Raw genomic sequence first — 6,315 nt, 5'->3', positions numbered from 1 at the left:
CCGCTGCCACGTCCGCCGGTCGTGCTGACGCCGCCGGGCAATCCGTGACGACGGCGACGCTCGGGGTGGGGCCGCGCCGATGATGACGCTGCGACAGGTCGAGGTCATCCGCGCGGTCATGGTGACCGGCACCATCAACGGCGCCGCGCGGCTCTTGAAGGTCTCCGCCCCCGGCGTCAGCCGCCTGGTGAAGTACACCGAGCGCTCGCTCGGCATCCGCTTCTTCCAGCGCCAGAACGGCCGCTATTTCCCGACCCCGGAAGCGCAGAACATTTTCGAGCAGATCAACAGCGTCTACGAGAAGGTCGACGATCTCAGCTACATCATCTCCAACATCGGCCGTGGCGCGCTGTCCGAACTGCGCGTCGGCTCTGTGCCCAGCATATCGCAGGTGATGGTGCCGCGCGCGATCGAGCGCGTCCGCCGCCGCTATCCCGATCTCGGCATCGACATCAACATTCTCAAGATCGAGGAGGCAATCGACTATCTGATGCTGGGCAAGGGCGAGTGCGTGGCGATGAGCTATCGGCTCGATCATTCCGGCCTGGAATTCATGCCGCTGGCCTCGGGCGAATTGTTCTGCATCGTGCCGCCGGGCCATGAACTGGCGGGGCGCAAGCAGGTCTCGGCGGCGGAGATGACGCGTTATCCGCTGATCGGCATCGATCCGAACGACCCTTACGGCCGCATCATGGCCGAGATCTTCGCGCGCAATAAACTCAGCTACAACATCTCGATCAAGGCGCGGTTCGGCACCACCGTGTGCGCGCTGGTCAAGGCCGGGCTCGGCATCGCCGTGATCGATCAGTTCACCGTCGCGCATGGCGGCTATCCCGGCATCGAGCTGATCAAGATCACCGAGCCGACGCGGTTCGATACCTACATCGCCGTGAAGCGCGGCACGCCCTTGTCGCTCTATGCCGAGCACTTCATCGATTGCCTGCGCGCCGAGATGCGCGCGCTCGAGCCGGGCCGGCGCCAGGCCGCGAGACCTGCGAAAGCGGCCTCCGGGAAAAGATAACATGATGTTAGGTTCGGCGGATATTTGGGTAATTGTGTTAGGCGCCGGACGCGCTATCGTCCGCAGCGACATCCATCGCTCGTGCGGCGATCGCGCGCGGCGACAGCAGAGACGAAGCCCACGTGCCTGATCTTTCCGCCCTCAAAGCCCGCAAATTCCTGACCGGCTTGATCGGTGCCCCAATTGCGCATTCGGCCTCTCCGGCGATGCACGAGCACGCAGCCGCAGCACTTGGTGTGCGCTGCCACTATCAGCTGATCGAGGTCGCCGGCGCCGACCGCGCGGGTCTTGCAACCCTGCTCGAGGGCGTCCGCCGCCTCGGCTTCGCCGGCGTCAACGTGACGTATCCCTACAAGGAGGCCGTGGTCGCGCTGCTCGATGAACTCGCGCCGAAGGCGGCGGCGATGGGAGCCGTCAACACCGTCGTCGTGCGCGACGGTCGCCTGATTGGCCACAATACCGATACGACCGGCTTCGAGCGCGCGGTGGAACCGCTCATCAGCCGGACCGGTGGTCGCGTCGTGGCGCTGATCGGTGCCGGCGGAGTCGGCAAGGCGATCGCCTTCGCACTTGCGAACCTCGGCGTTAGCGACCTGCGCATCTTCGATACCGAGCGCGCCCGCGCCGACAAGCTCGCGAGCCTGCTGCCCGCAGGACCATCCATCACTGTGGCCGACAGCGTCGAACAGGCGCTGCAGGGGGCCGTCGGCGTCGTCAACGGCACGCCGATCGGAATGCTGCCGAACCGCGGTACGCCGGTGCCGGATCATCTGCTGCGCGCTGATCTCTGGGTCGCGGATGCGGTCTATTCGCCGCTGTGGACACCGCTGCTGAAGGCCGCCAAAGCCAAGGGCGCGCAGGTCCTGCTCGGGCGCGAGCTCGCGATCTACCAGGCCGCCGACGCCTTCGAACTGTTCACCGGGCTTGCGCCGTCGACCGAGGCGATGGGCGCGGCCTTCGACAATCACATGGTGGAGAGATACGCGGCGGTTGACGCCGCCTGAGCCGACCGCCAATACGCGGCGGAACAAGTCGTTCAAGCAAGAAACGCAAACAAGCGTTTAGAGCAGAGGAGGAAACAACGTGAGATCGATCATCCTGGCCGGCCTGTGCTCGGCCATGCTGCTGTCCGGAGCCGCCTACGCGCAGTCCGGTGCCCCCATCAAGATCGCCAATGTCGCCGAGCTGTCCGGCGGTGGTGCCACCGTCGGCACCAACTGGAAGAACGGCATCGACCTCGCCGTCGAGGAGATCAACGCCAAGGGCGGAATCCTCGGCCGAAAGATCGAGGTCAGCCACGCGGACTCGCAGTCGAACCCCGGTGTCGCCCGCGCGCAGGTTCAGAAGGCGCTCGACAGCGAGCCCTACGTCCTGCTCGGGCCCGGCTATTCGGGCTCGGTCAAGGTGACCGCGCCGCTGGCCGCTGAAGCCGGCATCACCCAGATCATGGGCGGCGAGGCCGCGGAACTGACGCAGGCCGGCAACAAGTTCCTGTTCCGCACCTCGTTCGGTCAGCAGTCGTCGATGCCGAAGGTCGCCAAGTACATCAACGACGAACTGAAGGCGAAGTCGGTCGCGGTGGTCTGGGTCAACAACGATTTCGGCCGCGGCGGACGCGACGTCATCACCAAGGAATTCAACCGCCTCGGCATCAAGGTTGCGGCCGATCTCTCGACCGAAGCCGGACAGGCGGACTTCGCCGCCGACGTCAGCAAGATCAAGGCTGCGGCACCCGATGCGGTTTTCATCTACGTCAACGAGGAAGAGAGCGCGCGCATCCTCAAGGAGATCAAGCGCCAGGGCGTGACCGCGCCCTTGATCGGCGAGACCACGCTGGTCGGCCAGAAGGTGATTGAACTCGCCGGCGATGCCGCCAACGGCGCCCGCGGCCATGTCGGCCTCACGACCGATGCGCCGGTCGAGGCTATCAAGGCGTTCCGCGATCGCTTCGTGAAGAAGTACAACTACGTGCCCGACCATAACGGCCTGAAGGGCTACCTCGCCATCTACATGGTCAAGGCCACGACCGAGAAAATGGGCAAGGTCGACTCCAAGGCCTTCGCCGACACGCTGCATGGTCTCACCATCAAGACTTCGACCGAGCCGAACATCCTGATGGACGTCACCTTCGACCAGAACGGCGACATCGATCGCCAGGGCTTCCTGGTCGAGGTGGTCGAGGGCAAGCAGGTCGTCAAGCAGGTGCTGCCGAAGCTCAACTGAGGACAACGGTCGATCGGCGGCGCGGGTGGGGATGCCAGCGCCGCCGTCACCCAAAGGCTCACGGGGAAACCATGTCCAATCTGCTCGACCTGATCGTGGCGGGATTAGCCACCGGCGCCATCTACGCGCTCGTTGCCGTCGGCTTCACGCTGCTCTGGCAGACCTCGCAGACCATCAACTTCGCGCAAGGCGAGTTCGTGATGCTGCCGGCCTTCCTGATGCTCGCCGTCATGCATCTCGGTGCTCCGTTCTGGCTCGCGGTGCTCGTCGGCGTCCTGCTGTCGGCGCTGCTGCTCGGTCTCGCCTTCAAGATGCTGCTGGTCGATCCGATGCTGCGGCATGGCGTGCTGCCGCTGGCGATCGCCACGATGGCGCTGGCGATCGGTATCAAGGAGGCGGTGAAGCAGTTCTTCAGCGCCGAGGCCTCGCCATTTCCCTCGATCGTACCGGTGGGTGATGTCTCCGTTCTCGGCCGGGCGATTTCGCTGCAGAGCCTCGGGGTTCTTGCCGTGGCGATCCTCGCCGTCGTCGGTCTGACCACTCTGCTGAACCGCACCTCGCTCGGTCACCAGATGCAGGCCGCGGCGCAGAATCCGACGGTGGCGCGCATCATCGGCGTTCCCGTCGAGCGCATGATCCTGCTCACCTTCCTGATCAACGCTGTGCTGGTGGCGCTGGCCTCGCTGCTGATCACCCCGATCTATCTCGCCAAGTTTTCCAGCGGCGAGGTGCTGGGGCAGGCGGCGTTCATCGCCGCGATCGTCGGCGGCTTCAACCAGGTGCGGGGCGCCATCGCCGGCGGTCTCCTGATCGGCGTCGTCGACAATCTCGCGGCCGCCTACGTCTCCACGCAGTATCGCGCCGCCGTGCCGATGGTGCTGCTGATCCTGGTCATCCTGTTCCGGCCGCAGGGCCTGCTCGGTCGAGCCGAGGAGCGCACGGTATGAGCAAGCATGGCAGACTGCTCCTCGCCGCGCTGGCCATCGTTGTCATCGGCGGCCTGATCATCGTCCCGATGAATTTCAACCGCTACGGCCTGTATATTCTCAGCCAGTGGGCGGTGATGACCATCGCCGCGATGGGCCTCAACCTGACGCTCGGCTATGCCGGGCAGGTGTCGCTGGCGCAGGGCGCGTTCGTGGGAATCGGCGCCTATGGCGCTGCGATCCTGACCACGCATGGCTGGCCGCTGATCGCGTCGCTCGGACTCGTCATCGTGATCTGCTTCATCGTCGGCTGGCTGCTCGGCTATCCCGCGCTGCGCGTGCAGCATCACTATCTGGCCTTCGTCACGCTGGCGTTCTCGACCCTGATGTTCCTGGTGTTCCGCAACGAGAGCTGGCTGACCAACGGCATCTACGGCATCAGCAACATCCCGCGTCCCGAGATCCTCGGCTTCCCGACCCGCAAGCCGCTGCCGTTCTACTATCTCTGCCTCGGCTCGCTCGCGCTGGTGACGCTCGCGATGTGGTGGCTGATCCGCTCGCCCTGGGGCCGCGCCTTCATGGCGCTGCGCGAGAACCCGATCCGGGCGCAATCGCTCGGCATCGACACGCGGCGCTACACGCTGATGGCGTTCGCGATCGGCTCGGTGCTCGGCGGCATCGCCGGCGTGCTCTACGCGCCGCTGACGCAATATGTCGATCCCGTTCCGTTCAACCTGCAGCTCTCGCTCGACCTGCTGATGATGGTGATTGTGGGTGGATCCGGCTTCATGTTCGGACCCTTCCTCGGCGCCATGATTGCCGTGCTGCTGCCGGAATGGCTGCGCGTCGCGGAAGGCTACTACCTGATGCTCTACGCGCTCGCGGTGATCGCGCTGCTGATCTATTCGCCGACCGGTATCCTCGGCATCCTCGATCGCTATCTCGGCTCACGGCGGACGCAGGCGGCGTCCGCGCTGCGTGCGGCGGCGCAATCCAAGCTGGAGGCCGCGCAATGACCGCAGTCCTCGACGTTCGCGACGTCAAGAAGAGCTTCGGTGGCATCACCGCCGTGGACGGCGTCAGCTTCGATGTGCAGGAGGGCGAGATCCTCGGGCTGATCGGACCGAATGGCTGCGGCAAGTCGACCCTGTTCAACTGCATCCTCGGCCAGCTCACGCCGAGCGGGGGCGAGGTCAGGGTTGACGGCAAGCTCGTCACCGGACAGCGGCCGGCGGAGCTGAACCGCCTCGGTGTCAGCCGCACCTTCCAGCTGCTGCAGGTGTTTCCGAAACTGTCGGTGCGCGATAATCTGATCCTCGCCGGCCAGGAGCATCGCGGCAGCATGCTGTCCCGTCTGTTCGGTCCGTCCGATGCAGGTCTCACCGCGACCGCCGACCAGATGATCGGATTTTTCAAGCTCGAGCATCTCGCCAACGAGCCGGCCGGCGGCCTGTCCTACGGTCAGCAGAAGCTGCTCGATGCGGCGATGGCCTTCATGGGCGGTCCCCGCCTGGTGCTGCTCGATGAGCCGGCCGGCGGCGTCAATCCGACCATGCTCGGTGATCTCAAGGAACGGCTGATCGCGATCAACCGCGAGCGCCGCGCCACCTTCGTCGTGATCGAGCACAACATGGAGTTCGTGATGTCGCTGTGCTCGCGCGTCATGGTGATGGCGGAAGGAAAGGTGCTGGCGATCGGCAAGCCCGACGAGATCAGGGCCAACCCCGCCGTGATCGAAGCCTATCTCGGCCACTGAGGGAGGTACGCATGAGCGAGACCATTCTCGACGTCCAGAACCTCGTCGGCGGCTACGGCAAGATGACGATCCTCAACGGCACGACCTTCTCGGTGCCGAAGGGATCGATCACCACGGTGATCGGCCCGAACGGCGCCGGCAAGTCGACCGTGTTCAAGGCGATCTTCGGCCTCCTGAAGTTGCGCGAAGGCAAGGTGATCTTCAAGGGCCGCGATGTCACGGGCCTGAGCCAGCGCGCGCTGCTCGGCGCCGGCATCTGCTACATCCCGCAGGGCCGCAACATCTTCGGCGAGCTGTCGGTGCGCCACAACATCGAGCTCGGCGGCGTAGCAGCGCCGGCCAATATCGATCTTCCGGCCCGCGTCGAGGCCGCGCTCGACGTCTTCCCG

General features: G+C 65.3%; 7 protein-coding genes. All 7 read left to right on the top strand.

The genetic code is table 11. The features are described 5' to 3' along the window. The first annotated feature begins 79 nt into the window (after positions 1 to 79). Positions 80 to 1,021, top strand: coding sequence for a LysR family transcriptional regulator (locus BRAS3809_RS23920; protein WP_008964608.1), 942 nt, complete (start codon positions 80 to 82; stop codon positions 1,019 to 1,021). Positions 1,022 to 1,143: 122 nt separating this feature from the next. Continuing rightward, entirely contained in the window at positions 1,144 to 2,025 is an 882-nt protein-coding gene (locus tag BRAS3809_RS23915) for a shikimate dehydrogenase (RefSeq protein WP_008964607.1), read from the top strand. Positions 2,026 to 2,104: 79 nt separating this feature from the next. Next, entirely contained in the window at positions 2,105 to 3,244 is a 1,140-nt protein-coding gene (locus tag BRAS3809_RS23910) for an ABC transporter substrate-binding protein (protein WP_008964606.1), read from the top strand. Between the two features lie 71 nt (positions 3,245 to 3,315). Next, complete coding sequence (locus tag BRAS3809_RS23905; RefSeq protein WP_008964605.1) at positions 3,316 to 4,191, top strand: branched-chain amino acid ABC transporter permease; 876 nt, start codon at positions 3,316 to 3,318, stop codon at positions 4,189 to 4,191. Then, positions 4,188 to 5,186, top strand: coding sequence for a branched-chain amino acid ABC transporter permease (locus BRAS3809_RS23900; protein ID WP_008964604.1), 999 nt, complete (start codon positions 4,188 to 4,190; stop codon positions 5,184 to 5,186). The genes BRAS3809_RS23905 and BRAS3809_RS23900 overlap by 4 nt, the downstream gene beginning before the upstream one ends. Further along, complete coding sequence (locus tag BRAS3809_RS23895; RefSeq protein ID WP_008964603.1) at positions 5,183 to 5,926, top strand: ABC transporter ATP-binding protein; 744 nt, start codon at positions 5,183 to 5,185, stop codon at positions 5,924 to 5,926. Before BRAS3809_RS23900 ends, BRAS3809_RS23895 begins: the two co-directional genes overlap by 4 nt. A gap of 11 nt (positions 5,927 to 5,937) precedes the next feature. Next, positions 5,938 to 6,315, top strand: a 378-nt coding sequence (locus tag BRAS3809_RS23890; protein ID WP_035657974.1) for an ATP-binding cassette domain-containing protein, incomplete at its 3' end; no start/stop codon positions are given.

This window comes from Bradyrhizobium sp. STM 3809 (assembly GCF_000239795.1).
Taxonomy (GTDB): domain Bacteria; phylum Pseudomonadota; class Alphaproteobacteria; order Rhizobiales; family Xanthobacteraceae; genus Bradyrhizobium.
Note: the sequence above shows the minus strand (reverse complement) of the source record. Positions and strands in the feature narration are given on the sequence as shown.